This window comes from Vitreoscilla stercoraria DSM 513 (assembly GCF_000382305.1).
In the GTDB taxonomy this organism is placed as follows: Bacteria; Pseudomonadota; Gammaproteobacteria; order Burkholderiales; family Neisseriaceae; genus Vitreoscilla; species Vitreoscilla stercoraria.
Map to the genome: position 1 here is coordinate 13526 of NZ_KB908041.1, position 366 is coordinate 13891.

The 366-nt window shown below is 42.9% G+C and carries 1 protein-coding gene; it reads right to left on the reverse strand.

What is annotated here, in order from left to right:
- Nucleotides 1-166: 166 nt before the first annotated feature.
- Nucleotides 167-366 (reverse strand): ATP-binding protein (locus H150_RS14505; RefSeq protein WP_019959488.1); only part of this gene is annotated, 200 nt, incomplete at its 5' end.

Genomic DNA, 366 nt, shown 5'->3' on the forward strand with positions numbered 1-366 from the left:
ATATCGCGTTCACGGCCATACAGGCCGCTTAGAAATCTAGTATTTTTCTCCACTTGACAATATTCTTGTTCACGGCCATACAGGCCGCTTAGAAATGGTGTCAACGGCAATTTAAATTTGACCCCTTTGGGTATGAATTCGGCAATCTAAATTTGACCCCCATCTCTTAAATATCACCAATGCTTGGCAATACTCCTGCTTTCTTTTTGTTCTTCAATCGATAGCTTTCACCACTGATTTGAGCCACATGACAATGATGCAATAGGCGATCTAACATCGCTGCTGTCAGTGTCGCATCATCAGCAAATGTACCTGCCCATTGGCTGAATGGCAGATTGCTTGTTAACACGATGCTGCCATTTTCAT